At 42.6% G+C, this 15,038-nt stretch carries 16 protein-coding genes; 6 read left to right on the top strand and 10 right to left on the bottom strand.

All coding sequences use genetic code 11. The annotated features are described in order from the left end of the window. Positions 1 to 45 precede the first annotated feature (45 nt). The 10 genes from HY987_RS02310 to HY987_RS02355 form a co-directional block, all read right to left on the bottom strand. Entirely contained in the window at positions 46 to 1,296 is a 1,251-nt protein-coding gene (locus tag HY987_RS02310) for a methanogenesis marker 16 metalloprotein (RefSeq protein WP_292755216.1), read from the bottom strand. 86 nt (positions 1,297 to 1,382) lie between these two features. Then, positions 1,383 to 4,112, bottom strand: a complete 2,730-nt coding sequence (gene alaS, locus HY987_RS02315) for an alanine--tRNA ligase (protein WP_292755218.1) — start codon at positions 4,110 to 4,112, stop codon at positions 1,383 to 1,385. Positions 4,113 to 4,347: 235 nt separating this feature from the next. Further along, positions 4,348 to 4,653 carry a 50S ribosomal protein P1 gene (rpl12p, locus tag HY987_RS02320; RefSeq protein ID WP_292755220.1) on the bottom strand — a complete coding sequence of 102 codons (306 nt, stop codon included), beginning with the start codon at positions 4,651 to 4,653 and terminating at the stop codon, positions 4,348 to 4,350. 117 nt (positions 4,654 to 4,770) lie between these two features. After that, complete coding sequence (locus HY987_RS02325; protein ID WP_292755222.1) at positions 4,771 to 5,775, bottom strand: 50S ribosomal protein L10; 1,005 nt, start codon at positions 5,773 to 5,775, stop codon at positions 4,771 to 4,773. After that, positions 5,776 to 6,414 (bottom strand): 50S ribosomal protein L1, encoded by a 639-nt coding sequence (locus HY987_RS02330; RefSeq protein WP_292755224.1) that lies wholly within the window; start codon positions 6,412 to 6,414, stop codon positions 5,776 to 5,778. 143 nt (positions 6,415 to 6,557) lie between these two features. Continuing rightward, positions 6,558 to 7,046: a 50S ribosomal protein L11 gene (locus HY987_RS02335; protein ID WP_292755226.1), complete on the bottom strand. Its 489-nt coding sequence runs from the start codon at positions 7,044 to 7,046 to the stop codon at positions 6,558 to 6,560. Further along, entirely contained in the window at positions 7,046 to 7,489 is a 444-nt protein-coding gene (locus HY987_RS02340) for a transcription elongation factor Spt5 (protein WP_292755228.1), read from the bottom strand. Before HY987_RS02340 ends, HY987_RS02335 begins: the two co-directional genes overlap by 1 nt. Before the next feature lie 27 nt (positions 7,490 to 7,516). Next, the gene (locus tag HY987_RS02345) at positions 7,517 to 7,705 is read right to left on the bottom strand and encodes a protein translocase SEC61 complex subunit gamma (RefSeq protein WP_292755230.1); all 189 of its coding nucleotides are present in this window, start codon (positions 7,703 to 7,705) and stop codon (positions 7,517 to 7,519) included. 191 nt (positions 7,706 to 7,896) lie between these two features. Beyond that, positions 7,897 to 9,021: a cell division protein FtsZ gene (gene ftsZ / locus HY987_RS02350; protein WP_292755764.1), complete on the bottom strand. Its 1,125-nt coding sequence runs from the start codon at positions 9,019 to 9,021 to the stop codon at positions 7,897 to 7,899. A gap of 254 nt (positions 9,022 to 9,275) precedes the next feature. Continuing rightward, positions 9,276 to 9,839, bottom strand: coding sequence for a pyruvate kinase alpha/beta domain-containing protein (locus HY987_RS02355; protein WP_292755233.1), 564 nt, complete (start codon positions 9,837 to 9,839; stop codon positions 9,276 to 9,278). Between the two features lie 247 nt (positions 9,840 to 10,086). Here HY987_RS02355 and comA point away from each other — a divergent pair, with 247 nt between their 5' ends. From comA to tfe, 6 genes are all read left to right on the top strand, one after another. Beyond that, positions 10,087 to 10,863 carry a phosphosulfolactate synthase gene (gene comA / locus HY987_RS02360; RefSeq protein WP_292755235.1) on the top strand — a complete coding sequence of 259 codons (777 nt, stop codon included), beginning with the start codon at positions 10,087 to 10,089 and terminating at the stop codon, positions 10,861 to 10,863. Beyond that, positions 10,860 to 11,630 carry an ATP-binding cassette domain-containing protein gene (locus HY987_RS02365; RefSeq protein ID WP_292755237.1) on the top strand — a complete coding sequence of 257 codons (771 nt, stop codon included), beginning with the start codon at positions 10,860 to 10,862 and terminating at the stop codon, positions 11,628 to 11,630. The genes comA and HY987_RS02365 overlap by 4 nt, the downstream gene beginning before the upstream one ends. 88 nt (positions 11,631 to 11,718) lie before the next feature. Further along, positions 11,719 to 12,420 carry a GTP-binding protein gene (locus HY987_RS02370; RefSeq protein WP_292755239.1) on the top strand — a complete coding sequence of 234 codons (702 nt, stop codon included), beginning with the start codon at positions 11,719 to 11,721 and terminating at the stop codon, positions 12,418 to 12,420. Positions 12,421 to 12,491: 71 nt separating this feature from the next. Then, positions 12,492 to 13,178 (top strand): (Fe-S)-binding protein, encoded by a 687-nt coding sequence (locus tag HY987_RS02375; protein ID WP_292755241.1) that lies wholly within the window; start codon positions 12,492 to 12,494, stop codon positions 13,176 to 13,178. A 110-nt stretch (positions 13,179 to 13,288) separates the two neighbouring features. Continuing rightward, the gene (locus HY987_RS02380; RefSeq protein WP_292755766.1) at positions 13,289 to 14,140 is read left to right on the top strand and encodes a coenzyme F420-0:L-glutamate ligase; all 852 of its coding nucleotides are present in this window, start codon (positions 13,289 to 13,291) and stop codon (positions 14,138 to 14,140) included. Between the two features lie 406 nt (positions 14,141 to 14,546). Continuing rightward, entirely contained in the window at positions 14,547 to 15,032 is a 486-nt protein-coding gene (tfe, locus tag HY987_RS02385) for a transcription factor E (protein ID WP_048199831.1), read from the top strand. Positions 15,033 to 15,038: the final 6 nt, after the last annotated feature.

Consider the following 15,038-nt stretch of genomic DNA (forward strand, 5'->3'; position numbering starts at 1 on the left):
ACAAGTGAACATGTTATTGAAGGGGTTTAATTAAGAACTTGCTCATTAAGGATTAAGTAAAAATTCTCCCTTTTCAATCCTGTTTTTAAGTTCTCTGGCCAGTTCACGGGCTCTTTTAATATCCGACTGGCGACAGCTCACTTCTAACTCTTTTCCCTGGCCCTTCCAATCTATTGTGACATGTCCTCGTTTCATCTGGAAGGTGCCGAAGGGACAGGAGTAGGCGCACATTCCACAACCGAAACACCGAACCGTATTCAATTCATGCTTCTGAAAGGCCCTGGTGGGGCATCTTTCTTCAACCAGACAGGTTCCACATTTCTGACATAATTCTTGTTCATAGGTTGGTCGTTCATCAACATTTCTCCACACTTCATAAGTGGTCTGGCTCAGGACGCTGTGACGACCTCTGATATCTGCAATGGGGAGCTTGATATCCTCATTTTTTATGAAAGTCTTCTGGAGGATTTCCTCATCCAGAATGGGTATGGCTGTGGCCACGCTGTTGTAAACTTCGGGTCCTGCTCCAGTGCGGAAGCCACCCAAATAATGGGGATCCATATCCTTCATATCTGCAGTTATCATCATATTGGGCTTTTCAGGACTGCTACGGGTCCCGGTGCCGATGAATAATCCTTCAGAGTTATTTATAAGCAATCGAGTTCCTTTACGTATGGAATTTAGTTGGGGGTCGTTCTGAAGTGGGTTGAGCTCACCACATCCTGAAAATGAGATTCCCTTAAATGGGCCATCCATGTCCACTGCGTTGAATATGGATGAAACCGATTCAGGGGTGGGGTTTATAAATGCAGTATAATTTTTAAAGGCGAAACGAGTTCCAATCATCTGGGCAGTGCCAAACTCATCCAGTGAAGCACTGGATCGGATGAGGTTGCCATCAATATCCTCCACTATGATCTCAATTTCTTCACCCTGGAGAAGGTCCTTGAACAGGAATCCTCCACCATACTGAGGATCGGTGATGCTATGTGAAGTTCCGTAAACCATTAAATCCACAGAACCCAACCATTCATTGGGGCAAGGTCCAGGGAATCCTGGAACACCGTTTAAGGTGATCTTTCCAGCTTTTTTGAATGATCCTGGTTCTGCAACCGGGAGGTGGAATATGGCTGCAGTTCCGGACATGATACCACAAGTGCCTGTAGTCACCACATCAATGTCTTCCATGGTGGGTTCTTCACCATCCATAACCAGACGGGTTACTTCCTCAGCAGTGAGGATGGTGGCTTCACCTTTCTTGATCTTTTGATTTATATCCTGGATGCTTTTTTTCAATTAAATTCACCTGTAAAAAATCCAAGCAAATGAGCAATGATTTTAATTATTTTTTTATGGTGTTAACTGGGTTAGAACGGGTAAGTTTATCCAAATCCATTAAGATTTTTCTGAGCAAGTTTGTCCTTTAAAGTACTACGTGCAAATTCAAGGGCTTCCGAGATTTTATTCATGTCTCGCCCTGCACCCTGGGCCAGGTTAGGTCTTCCACCACCTCCACCACCCATTATAGCGGCAGCTTCTTTGATGATCTCGTTGATTTTAATTCCTCTATTCATGGCTTTTACGGATGCAGCTCCCGCAATTTTACCTTCCCCATTACCCAGGACAACCAGATCCACTCCCCCATCATCAGTGAGCCGGGTTACCATTTTAACCAGTTCACCAATATCTGCATCCACTTTATCTGATAAAAAGGATAGGGAGTTGATTTCTTCGGTTTGATTAACAAGGGATTTGGTTTTAAGCTCTGCAATCTGTTTTTGCAATCGTTTAATATCATTCTTGAAGGCCTTCCACTCACTGAAGAACCTTTCACTGGTCTTGGGAAGCTGGTTTGCCTCTACTTTAAACACGGCAGCACTGTCCTGTAACAGAATATCGTTGGTCTGCATGGACTCCACTGCTGCTTCACCTGCGGAGAACTCCAGACGTTCCACTCCGTCCTGTATCCTTTCGGTTCGGTTAACTTTCACCAGTCCGATTTGGCCAGTGTAGTTGCAGTGTGTTCCGGCACAGGCCTGCACATCCACACCCGGGATTTGAACTACTCTGATGCTCTTTCCAGGCACAACTCCTCCCTGGTATAATATGAATCCGTATTTCTTCTCAGCATCAGTACGATCCATCCACGTTGTCTCCACGGGGATGTTTTCCATCACCCATCGGTTAGCTATGAGTTCGATCTGGTGGAGTTCTTCTGCACTGATACGTTGGTAATGTGATAAGTCTATTCTTGATTTTTTAACCCCTTTTTGTGCTCCGGCCTGCCAGATATGGTCTCCAAGAACCTTCCGGGCTGCTGCCACCAGAAGGTGGGTGGCGGTGTGGTTACGGGCCAGGGCAATTCTACGGTTCCAGTCAATGTTTCCCGTAAGAGTTGATCCGGTGCGATGTTTGAGTTTTTCCAGTTTTTCTTCTTCCACCCGGTGCAGAACAATTCCATCTAGCTTTTCAGCATGCAATACCTTGATTTTCTCTTTCCCGGTATCCAGGTAACCTACATCTGAGGGTTGTCCTCCTCCTTCAGGGTAGAAGAGAGTCTGATCCAGTATGATGTTGTTTTGGTATGATCCCAGGTATCTGGCAGCAAATTCTGTTTCCTGTGGTTCATCATAGAATTTGAGGACAGTTTCAGGGAAGTCCAGTTCAACTGGTACTTCTTCTTCCACAGCTTCCTCAGAGTGCTCGGCTGCAACCAGAGTGTAGAAGTTATCAGGCACATTCACGATGAAGTCCAGTTCCCTGGCAACTTCCTCCACGGTGTCCGGAGGTAAACCCTGGGAATCATAAAGTTTAATGAGCATGTCCAGGGGCATTTCATCCTTTTTATCCTTTTTCAAGTATTTGATGCTTTTTTTAACCATCTGGTGTCCTTTTTGGATGGTTTTACGGTAACGTTTCTCTTCAAGTTCAATTACCCTTAAAATGTGCTCCTGATGGTTCCGGATCTCAGGATAGGTCTGGGAGAGGAAGTTCAGTTGAATGTTCATTATATCCCCCAGTGACCTGTTAAGTCCTAATTTTTTTATGAAACGTATGGTCCGTCTGAGGATTAAACGGGCCAGATATCCCTCTTTAACATTGGATGGTATGACTCCATCAGCCAGCATGAAAGCCAGACAGCGAGTGTGATCAGCAATAACATAAATAGCTTCCATGGGTTCGGTGGCTTCTTTCAACTCTTCCAGGGTGATTCCCAGTCTCTCAGCCACTTTACTACGCAGTACTTTCAGATCAGCGATGTCTTCAATATCCATCATCCCTGCTACCTGGGCGTTTTCTCCCAGGATGCGATGGTTGAGCTGGACTCCTGCCATTTCCCGGAGTTCTTCTATGACCGGTCCGAAGGAAGCATCATAGGCAGTGGGTGTGCCCTGGCTTATCCAGGCAAACCTTTCTAATCCATAACCCGTGTCCACTATCTTCAGGGGTATTTCTTCCTTTTCCCCTCCCGGCAGGGTGCGGTATTGTATGAAAACCAGGGTGGCCAGTTCCACTCCCCTCACGCAAACTTCGTAACAGGGTCCTGAGTTACCTCCACCTTCCCACCATGATTCAATGAAGGTGATCTCTTCTCCATTTATTCCCAAGTGGGTTATGAAATCATGACAGTATTTCACGGTTTCGTCTTCCCAGTAAACCTGGTTATCTTCAGAATTGAAGGCATGATGTCCGCCCATGGTGAAGCAGGTCATGTGTCTGCCGGTTCGTCCCACATTATCCACGTCGTTCAGGCGGATGGATGGCTGGGCCACTACCAGTGGATTGGCCGGTGGTTTAACCTGTCCTGAGGTTACCCATGGTTGGAAGTTGTAGATGGATGCCCCTACCAGGAAAACATCATCTCTCCATCGTTTGGCAAGGACAGGATATCTCCTGATGGGTGTGTGGCCTCTTTCCTGGAAGAAGCGTATGAAAAGATCATGGATGGAGAATAAATCGTGTTTTTGTGGTGTGGCTGGATTTCCAATGAACTGGTATTCATCACAGGGTGCATCGCCACATGTTTCACGTTCACCTATGGACCAAAAATCATTTCCACAGGTTTTACAAGTTTTTTTGGTGTAACCAAGTTTTTCCAACTGGACAGACATAGTAATCATCAATAGAATTTCTAAAAAACTTTGTTGTAAGCTTAAAAATGGGAATATTATATAAATATGAGTATATTCGCCTTATTTAAGCTTATATAATAATATAAACTTTGTTTGCCTTTAATTGGATATAAGTTTAATCAATAAATAATTATTAATAATTATTAAAGTATGATTGAACTGGCAAAAAAAATATTAAGCCAAAAAAGCCCAGGGGCTTTTGGCTAAAAAAGAATTAACCGAAGAGTGCGCCGAGACCGGCAGCAGCTTCTTCTTCAGCTTCTTCTTCGTCTTCCTCTTCTTCAGCTTCTTCTTCAGCTTCTTCAGCTGCAGCTGGTGCTGCGGCTGCAGGGGCTGCGGCTGCTACAGCGGTTTTTTCAATAGCTTCTTCGATGTCGACATCTTCCAGGGCTGCAATTAATGCTTTTACCCTTGCGTCGTCTGCATCTGAACCTGCTGCTTCTAAGACTTTCTTAACACTTTCTTCATTAACTTCCTGACCTGCTGTGTGCAATAACATTGCTGCGTATATGTATTCCATGAGATCACCTCAAACTATATCCTTTTTTAACTTCAAACCTCTTGAATCGATTAAATTCAATTACCGGTTTTTATTCAATCTAATTATTTTTATTAGATTACGAGTCATTCAATACTATCATCCGAAGAGAGCACCTAAACCAGCGGCTGCATCCTCTTCATTATCTTCCTCTTCTTCCTCTTCTTCTTCCTCTTTCTCTTCTTCAGCTGGTTTAGCTTCTGCTGCACTTGCAGTTGCGCTTAGCTTCTCACGAAGTTCATCGTCAACAGCTTCAGCATTCTGTGCTGATGCTTCAGAGGCCACAGCCAGCATCTGAGAGTAGGCCTTGGCCAGTAAGAGGTCGGTTGTTTTGGAGGTGAGTATTTCTGCATTGAAAGCCAGGTTCAGTGCTTCTCCTGCTGCTTTGGATATGATAACAGGGGTTGATACACTGTTGAACACCACTGCATTCACTGAAAGGTTCAGTGCCTGAGTGTATGCTTTCTGTATGTCAGATACGGTTTTATCCTCATCTATGAATAGGATGTCAGAGGTGTAGACTGTTTCATCTTCATAAGCTGCCTTAAGGTTGATTCCCACTTCAAGGGGATAGATATCAAGACGGGTCAGCATACCGGCCACGTCACGTGAGATCACATCTCCCTCAGCAACTATGGTTTTATCTTCAGTTATAACTATTTTACCCTTTTCTATCTTGGCAGGGATACCGATTTTCTGCAGTTCTCCCAGTATGGGGCCGGGCATGAAACCAGTATCACCTTTAGGCACTACAATATCATCCATAGCTATGCTTCCAGCTCTAGCAGGAGCCGGAGTTTTACTACCTTCTAATATTTTGTAGAGCTTGAAGGGGTTCATGTCTGTGAATATTAAGGCTGGCTGACCATCCATATGATCTACAAGCACTTCGACATTGGTTTTGGCTGAATCATTTAAGGCCAGATCCATCAGGGTCTTCCTGGACATCTTGAGCTTGGCACTTCCACGCAGGCTCTGACGCATCTTCTGGAGCTGAGGGGCTGGTATATCGGAAAGATCTGCCATTCCCACTACAGGATGGCTTGAGATCAAGTCTTTAAGCTCTTTAACCTCTTCTTTTTTCCACTCGGCTACATGTGGCATTTAGATCACCCTCGCTACAGGGCCCATGGTGGTTTTCACGTACATGGATTTTATCTGGTTACGCCCTTTTTCCAGTTTCTGATCCAGCACTACTAGAATCGCTTCGATGTTGGCTGCTATGAGCTCATCATCCATGTCCTGTGTGCCGACTAGTGCCTGTATAACTGGCTGGTCTTTTATTCTCACTTTTACTGTGCTTTTAAGCCTCTCCATTATGGGTTCGGGTTTGATGGTGGCTGGAACTGGTTTTGGCATTTTCTTCCGGGGTCCCAGTACAGGTCCCAGGAATCTTCCTACCAGGGGCATCATATCGGCTTGAGCCACGAAGAAATCTAGCCGGTTGGCGATCTTCTTGGCTTCTTTACGATCTTTGCCCATTTCTTCCAGTTCTCCTTTGTTGATCACCATGTCTGCTCCGGCGTTCTTGGCCTGTAGGGCCAGTTCACCGTCGGCAATAAAGGCGATCTTCACATCTTTACCCCGTCCATTAGGGAGAAGAACTTCCTCGTCTATGCGGTTTTCAGGTTTTTTCACGTCTAAATCCTTGATGGTGATAACCACATCAACGGATTGTGTGAAGTTTCTCGGCTGGGATTCCTCCTTAGCCTTCTTCACCGCTTCTAAGATCTCTTGTTTCACGTAAATTCCTCCGAACTCTTCTGTGTGAAAAGTTCAATCTAATGGTTTGGATTTAGTGTTTGTATTTCTCTGTCGTGTTTGTTTTAAGATATAATTTGTGATATATGTTGTCACAATAATTATAATTTTATCCGAATTCAAGATCAGGCTTTTTCTACTAACTGTTCGTCGTAGACACCCTGACTGATTTCTTTCTGCACTTCCCGTGGATCTTTACCTTCCACAGTGATACCCATACTCACGCAGGTACCCACAACTTCTTTGGTGGCATGTTTGTAGTCTGCCGAAAGAAGAGCATCGAATTTCATCCTGGCGACTTTAAGAGCTTGTTCTATTTTTAGATCAGCTACTTTGTCAAGTCCAGGATCTTGAGATCCTTTCTCTATCTTCAACTCATCCATGATCAGTGCGGTGGTGGGTGGTGTTCCTACTGTAACCTCGAACTCTTTGCTGGAGGTATCCACTATGACTTTCACCGGTACTTTCATGCCTTCGAAGTCTGCTGTTTTCTGGTTAATCTGCTCCACCACTTGCATCATGTTGATACCCAGGGGTCCAATAGCAGGACCTAATGGTGGGCCGGGAGTAGCTTTACCGCCATCTATTAGTATTTCAACGGTTTCTGTTGCCATTAATCTGCCTCCTTCTGTATTAATCTAATCTGATCACCTTTAACTGTAACTGGGATGGGAACTGCTGCTTCAATAAGTTCCAGAACTACATCTTCTCTGGATTCATCAATACGAACCACTTTGGCTTTTTCTCCTTTAAATGGTCCGGATATCAGTTCCACAATACTTCCCTTCTGTATGGAAGCTATTATTGGTTCCGGCTTTAAAAAGCTTTTTATCTCTTCGTATGGGATGTCTCCTTCTATAGCTCCTTTCATATGGGGAACTTTAAATGCGGGGTTCTGCAGATCCAGCTTGGTGGATGATTCAACTAAGATATATCCACGTAAGCTTTCTGGAACCAGCACGGCGCTTACTCCAATCCCACTATCTTTAACATTCCTGGTAATGATTCGGGCCACGTTTTTTTCCTGGCCAACCAGGGTTCTTATTGCATAGATCAAAACTATCACTAACCTGCCAAAGCTCTTTTATCCTGTACCTTGAATAAGCTGACCAATTATACTGATCACAAAACCGATGACTCCAATCAGGATAATACCAATACCGGTTACCTTGGCCACATTTGTATATTCTTCTCTATCAGGCTTTTTAGAGACTTTTAGCACTCTTTGGCACTGTTTTATAAAACTTGCCACTGATTCTTTGTTTAAATTCATAAAAATCCCACTTCACATAGTTATCAATAGAAGGAGAAGTAAAAATTTAGATTATATTAAAAATAGGTTATTGCCCTGAGGACATATAAACCTTTGCATGGGGAAGAGGAAACAGACTAGGGTTAATGTTGGGGGGTTAGAGAAAGATTACACTCCCTAATCAATTACTTCCCCTTTTTGAAAGGATTTATTTAAAAAACACCGTCGATGAATTCTTCCAAGGATGATTCTGGCACTTTTTCTTTTTGTCTTTCTTCAATGTATTCTGGTTCACCATGTATGCCAAATATGTATGGTGATTTGACTCCAGCTACTATGATGGTGGTACGGATAGTGTTTTGAAGTTCTTCCTGGATCTGAGTACCCCAAATGATGTTGGCATCAGGGTCTAATTCATCAGCTACAATCTGGACGACCTTTTCAGCTTCGTTCAAGGTTAGGTCAGAGCTTCCAGAGATATTTATTAATGCTCCTTTAGCATTGGAAATATCCAAGTCCAGGAGTGGGCTGTTTAAGGCTTCGTGCACAGATTCAATGGCTCGATCTCCCGAGTCTGATTCACCCATTCCAATCATGGCCATGCCTGATCCCTTCATTATACTTCTGATGTCGGCAAAATCAAGACTAACCAGTCCGGGTTTGGTAATGAGTTCGGTTATTCCCTTGACTGCTCTTCCCAGGAGTTCGTCAGCTACCATGAATGCCTTGTTTATAGGTAGGTTTGGAGCTACTTCCAGGAGTTTGTCGTTAGGAATGACTATCACGGTGTCTGCAGTGTTTTGGAGTTTTTCCAGTCCTTTTTCCGCGTTTTCTCTGCGGCGTAGTCCTTCTGCACTGAAGGGCATGGTTGCCACAGCAATGGTCAGGGCACCGATCTTTTTGGCCATTTTAGCTATGACTGGTGCTGAACCGGTCCCAGTTCCACCACCCATACCACAAGTCACGAAGACCATGTCCGCGCCATCCAGTTTTTCTTTTATTTCCTCATCACTTTCTTCGGCGCATTCTTCTCCGACTTCAGGCATGCCACCGGCACCCAGTCCTCCGCAGGTATTTCTACCCATTAATATTTTTTTGTCGGCAACTGAGTAGAAAAGATCTTGAGCGTCAGTGTTCATGGAAATGGTTTCGGCTCCTTCGATACCGATCTCCATTAATCTGGAAAGGGTATTGTTTCCACCTCCTCCAGTTCCAACTACACAGATCTTAGCTCGACTTCGCTGAATGATGTCTTCTAATTCTTGGTCGATGCTACTATCATATCCACGTCGCTCTGCCAATGCCTTTCTATCTCTTCTTTTTTCGGATTCCTTTATGGTATTGTCTATAATAGATTTCAATCTCTACCCCCACAGTAAATGTTGGTTATCTTAAATGTGTTATTGTACTAACTTATATTTAAAAGCAACGGTTTTTTAACCAATAATTTACCACTAAGTAAAGAATTTTTGACTAATATCCGAAGATCATCTTCAACATCCAACCAGGAAGTGATTGTGAACTCACCCATTTCACAACTTTACCAACCGAACCAGTGGGGGTCAACATCAAGAGTTGGAATCACTAGACCCTAAGGTCGGGGCATAGCAATGATTTCATTTATCTTTAGGTCAAAGAAGTTACCCATGTGTGCGGGCTTCAAAACCACAGCAGTATCCACACCTCTAGCAGTTCCACCTATGGCTATAACTTCTTTATCTGTGGGTATGAGTCCTGCATCGGCACCCATAACACTGATTTCCACACAAACCTTCACTCCCTGTGAAAATAGCCTTAAAGTGCCTGCAATAATTTCAACAGGAGTGACACCTCCAAATTTATTGCTTATACCCCTTCCCACACCACTTAGAGAGTGGGATCCTATGTACACTGGTACACCTGCATTCTCCAGCTTTTCAATATATTTTGGATCCAGTTCCAATTCATCTCCACCCCGAAATCCTGCGTGGTGGGTGATGCTAACTATCTGTGCATCGGGCATACTTTCCAGAACTTTAACACTGGTTAGTCCGGATACTGAGGCCACCACGATGTTTTCAATCTCCAGTTCTTCTTTCCTTTCTTTGACCAGTTCTATTACTCTATCTGTATTTTCCGCACCTGAATTTTCGAAGTAAACGATCTTTTTTTCCATTATGTTACCTCCATTTTTATTATGGTGTTTAAAATACTTTAAATATAAACGACTATGTACATATGTGATGCAATTGTTTATGAACTATCTAAATTCAGGATTAGTTCATGCAGGTAACTAAATTAAAAACAAGTAACTAAAACTAAAGTAACTGAATTAAAGAATATACTTAATATTGAAGGGTGTTAACCCGTAGAAGTGTTAATTAAGAGAGTATTATAGTTAAAACAAACAACAGTGATATATTATGAACGCTTTTAATTTTCTCACCCCACAACGCAACCCTAAAACAGGCACAGGACTTACCATGATGTTAGATAAGGGAATGGGTCCAGTTCATGTGATAGATCTACTGGAAATCTCAGGAAAATATGTAGATCTGGCTAAATTTGGGTGGGGAACCTCTGCCATCCACAACAAGGAACTGATTCAGGAAAAAGTGGAAATCTACCATTCCTATGGAATTAACCCTTACCCTGGGGGGACTCTCTTTGAAATTGCCTATCTTCAGGATAAATTTGATGAATTCCTGGATGAAGCAGATAAACTGGGATTTGGTGCAGTGGAAATATCCGATGGAACCATTGAAATTCCTTCTGATGAAAGGGAGCAAATCATATCCCGTGTGAAGGATAATGGATTTCTGGTGATAACTGAAGTGGGAAAAAAGGATCCTGCACAGGATCATTTATTGACCCCTGAAAAAAGGCTTGAAATTGTTAACCGTGACCTGAAATCTGGTGCTGAGCTGGTGCTAATGGAGGCCAGAGAAGGGGGAAAAGGAATAGGTCTTTTCGATGATCAGGGCGTAGTTAAGGAAGATGAGTTAAAAATATTGAGTGAAGGTACTGATATTAAGAAAATAATATGGGAGGCTCCCCAGAAAAATCAGCAGGCATATTTCATTCTAAAGTTCGGAGCCAATGTTAATTTAGGTAATATCCCTCCTGATGAAATCACAGCCCTGGAAACCATGAGACTGGGACTAAGAGGAGACACTTTAGGAAAGGTGAATCTGGGATGATAGAAGAAATAACCATTTTGGGTGGTTTTGACAAGCAGGAAAATGCTGAGCCCGTGAAAAAGGTAGTAATAAAGAGGGGTGAAATATTTGGAGTGGTAGGGCCCACTGGGAGTGGTAAAAGCTCTCTCATTGGTGATATTGAGCAACTCTCTCAGGAAGACACTTTCTCCCGGAGAAAAATTCTGGTCAATGGTGAAGAGCCCAGCTACGAGGATCGAACCAACCCTCGGAAGAAGATGGTGGCCCAGTTATCCCAAAACATGAATTTCCTGGCAGACATGACTGTGGGAGACTTTTTAAGTTTGCATGCTAAATGTCGTGGAGCCAGCAGTAAATGTGTAAATGCAGTTATTGATCTGGCCAACACCCTAACTGGAGAGCCCATAAAAAAGGACCATGATCTCACTATTTTAAGCGGAGGTCAATCCAGAGCCCTCATGGTTGCAGATGTGGCAATAATCAGCAATTCTCCCATTGTACTCATTGATGAAATTGAAAATGCAGGGATCCGGAAACATGATGCTCTGGAAGCACTGGCTGGTCATGGTAAGATTGTGATGGTGGTAACCCACGACCCGGTACTGGCTCTGATGACTGATAAACGAATTGTAATGAAGAATGGTGGAATGCAGACAGTAGTAGCCACCAGTGAAGATGAAAAAGCCATATCCCAAAAATTGAATAAAATTGATGAGTTAATGTTAAGTTTACGTGATAAAGTCCGTAATGGGGAAATTATTCGGGATATTGAAATGGAATATCCTTGAATTTTAAATAGAATTTGGGATATAATTGGAATTGAGTTGATTTATAACTTAAAAATTAATATAAATAGATTAAAAACGGTGATTTTTCATGAGAATGGTAATTGTTGCCGGAACTCCGGGTTCTGGAAAAACTGCTGTTTTAGTTCATGCTCTACGCAGTTTAAATGAAAGGGGATTGAAATCAGCAGTGGTGAAAATTGACTGCCTCTACACTGATGATGATCGTAAATTTGCTAAAATAGGAGTACCCACCAAGGTGGGACTGTCCATGGACATGTGCCCCGATCACTATGCCATCTACAATCTGGAAGAAATGGTGGACTGGGCGGATGAAAACCAGGCAGAGCTATTAGTGGTGGAAACTGCGGGATTATGCCACCGTTGCGCACCTTTCACTATGAATTCTTTGGGAGTTTGTGTTATAGATGCCACCAGCGGTCCTAACACCCCCTTAAAGGTAGGTCCATTTTTGAGTACGGCAGATATAGCAGTGATCACCAAAGGTGACATGATATCCCAGGCTGAAAGGGAGATATTCCGAGAACGGATATTAGAAGTCAATCCTAACTGTAAAATAATAGAAGCCAATGGGTTAAGTGGTCAGGGATGTGCTGAACTGGCTGATGAGATCATGAAGTCACAGGAAGTCACTCTGGAAGGTGAGACTCTACGACACTCCGCACCCCTGGCAGTGTGCACCTTGTGTGTAGGGGAGACCAAGGTTAACAAGAAATACCACCGGGGCATCCTGCGCCGTATTGATGGATTCCAGAGTTATGAAGGAGAATAGGAATTAACGAGAATAGGAATTTAACTAATTATCAGTAACTAATCGTTAACTAATCATTCAGGTGTTATATAATGAGTAAAGTTCCGGTTGATATTGCTCAGAAGAACAAGATTTTGATGTTGCTTCCAGGTTACAACTGTGGTATCTGTGGATACGCACGCTGTGATGAATTTGCAGGGGCCCTCCTCAGGGGACAAGTCCCACTTGAAAAGTGCCGTTTCATGTCCCAGGAGATATTCCAGGATGATCTGGCCAAACTTAAGGAAATACTAAAGGAAACAAAAATAATCCCCGAAAAAGAGAAAATTGTGGGAGTCATGGATGGATATGAGGCGGACATTATTTTGAAACCTATTCCTGGGGAAGAATCATGCAGGGAAACTCTTTATCCTTTCACCCGAGAAGAAATAAAGCAGGGGGAAATCATAAGATACCGTCCTCTGGGCTGCCCAGTTACCCACTTTGCCAAGGTTCTTTCTGAAAACCATGGATTAATAACAGTCCATCTGGTGGGCCCCTGTCACCGTCTGGATTCAGAGACTGAATTCGATTATAAAGAGGTAGGGGTTTGTATGGTGGGTGGATTTGAGGGATTGATAGAAGGTGAACTGCCCCGAGTAGGTGAAACAGTCCGGTTCCTGCCATATCACTGTATGATGCAGAAAGTTCACTCTGGGGTAGTGGTTCAACTGGAAGGTAGAAGAGCAATCATTGAGGGTATAGACCTTAAGGTATGGGCACCCCCAGTTAAGGGATAAATCATATTATAAAACTAACTCTTCACCCCCCATAACTTTTAAATTTCTTTCCTTATTTTATTGATATCATGAACCATAAAAACCATGAATCTTATCAAAAACAGGAATATATGGAGTATTCTGAAGGAAACAGCAGTTATAGGTTAATAAACATTAACACAGGTTATATTAAACCCGGAGAACCCTATGATGTTATAATTGAAAATGCTGTAGGTCTTCTGGAGGATGGGGATTTTTTAGTGGTCTCTGAAACCCCTTTAGCTATATCTCAGGGAAGAATTGTGGATGAAGCTGAGTTTAAACCATCCTTCAGTGCTTATATCCTGGCAGATGTATGGTCCAAATATCTGTGGGGCTATATATTCGGCCCATTAATGGGTATTAAAAAAAGAACTATCAAAAACCTCCGAAAACTTCCTCCAGAGGCTCGTTCCCATAAAGAAGTTATATTATACTATTATGGTTGGAAGCACGCTTTAAAACCGGCTTCGGAGGCGGGTGTGGATTTGAGTAATGCTCCAGGGAGTTATGTCTCATTATTACCTGATGATCCACAGGGTCTTTCCGAGGAAATAGCCCGGGAAATTCAACGTATATCTGGTAAAAATATAACTGTGATGATCATAGACACTGATGCAACTTACAAAATTGGGAAAACAAAATTCACATCTCTCCCAATTTCCATAACTGAGATCCGGAATAATTGGGGAATGTTCGGATATTTATTAGGACGATTGGGACACATAGTAGGTCCCACTCCACTGGGGGTTTCCCAGGACCATAACCTTGATGAACTTCTGCAAATCGCCAGAGCAGCCGAAGAATACCAGAAAATTCATGAGAACAACATGGAAACAGTATATGACATGCAAGAACTACTTGAGGGAGATGTTAATACCATAACCCTAGACATGCTCGATTCGATAACCCACACACCTGCGGTGATAGTTCGAAAAGTATGATAAATAATTTTAAACTCTTTTATTAATAGGGGGTTATCTGGTTTTTGGTTTTAGGAGGGGTCATTAAAAAAATATAAATACTATCTTGCTCCATATAGATAGTTAACCCAAGATATTTTTAACACCCATATACATAGCTCTATTTCAATGAACACTAGCTAAACGTGGTTATTGTTATAAAACACGAATGGGTCTTTTAGGGGCGGAGAGAGACATTTTAGCTTTTCAAATTTAGGCGGCTAATTCACACCAAGGCGGGTGATATTTGATTAGCATTGCTTGGTTTGACCTATCCATTTTATGGTTGATTTCTTTCCCTCCATGTGAGGAGATTTAAATGCTTAAACTTAATGATCCGGAAATACAAGAGCTGCTAAAAATGTCAAAACATGAAGGAGGAAACGAGATGCTTGCAGATCCTAACGTGCAGGAGATTCTCATTGATGTTACTAAAGATGATGAGAATAGCATCCCTATTATTCAATGTTTATTGAATGGTAAAACAACTGATGAGGAAATTGCAGAAGAAACCGAAATTCGACTTAACATTGTAAGAAGAATACTCTACAAACTATACGATGCGGGTGTGGCCAGCTACAAGAGGAGTAAGGATCCTGAAACTCAATGGTATACCTACAGCTGGAAATTTGAAGAAGAGAAGATTGCAGAGATTATATCAGAGAAATTTGAAAAATTCTCCCGTGAAATTCACCAATCTCTGGAATATGAAGAAGATAACATGTTTTTTGTCTGTCCCAATGGGTGTCGCTATAATTTTGAAGAAGCTTCTGAAAGAAACTTCATATGCCCAGACTGCAATACTAACATGGAGTTCCAGGATAATTCCTCAATCATAACGGAATTAAAGGAATTAAAGGAAAAAATGAGTTAATATTTT

This window comes from Methanobacterium sp., from assembly GCF_016217785.1.
Lineage (GTDB): Archaea > Methanobacteriota > Methanobacteria > Methanobacteriales > Methanobacteriaceae > Methanobacterium.